The sequence below is a fragment of the Clostridium sp. C105KSO13 genome (genome assembly GCF_001517425.1).
GTDB lineage: Bacteria > Bacillota > Clostridia > Lachnospirales > Lachnospiraceae > Muricomes.
Window position 1 is genome coordinate 1 of the sequence record NZ_FBWL01000018.1, and the last position, 399, is coordinate 399.

The following is a 399-nucleotide window of genomic DNA, read 5'->3' on the forward strand; positions in this document are numbered from 1 at the left end:
GCATATCGTCGGCAGCGTCAGATGTGTATAAGAGACAGCCGTTATGAATACGAACTTGAAAGGCACGTTTCACTGTATCCGGTTTGCCGCCAGACAGATGATAAAGCAGAGGAGCGGACGGATTATCAACCTCTCTTCCGTATCGGGAGGTTATGGGAAATGCAGGGCAGGCCAATTATTCGGCTTCTAAAGCAGGCGTTATCGGCCTTACAAAATCCGTGGCTAGAGAGTTTTCATCCAGGGGGGTGACCTGTCTCTTATACACATCTCCGAGCCCACGAGACCTCTCTACATCTCGTATGCCGTCTTCTGCTTGCAAAAAAAAGAAAAAAACAAGAATAAGACATCAGAAGTAATAAACGTAAATACAAAGAAGAGACACATAAATATTGCGATCCG

General features: G+C 45.6%; 1 pseudogene. It reads left to right on the forward strand.

What is annotated here, in order from left to right:
• Window positions 1-40: 40 nt before the first annotated feature.
• A pseudogene (locus tag BN3456_RS00050) lies at window positions 41-251 on the forward strand (SDR family NAD(P)-dependent oxidoreductase); the annotation flags it as partial.
• Window positions 252-399: the final 148 nt, after the last annotated feature.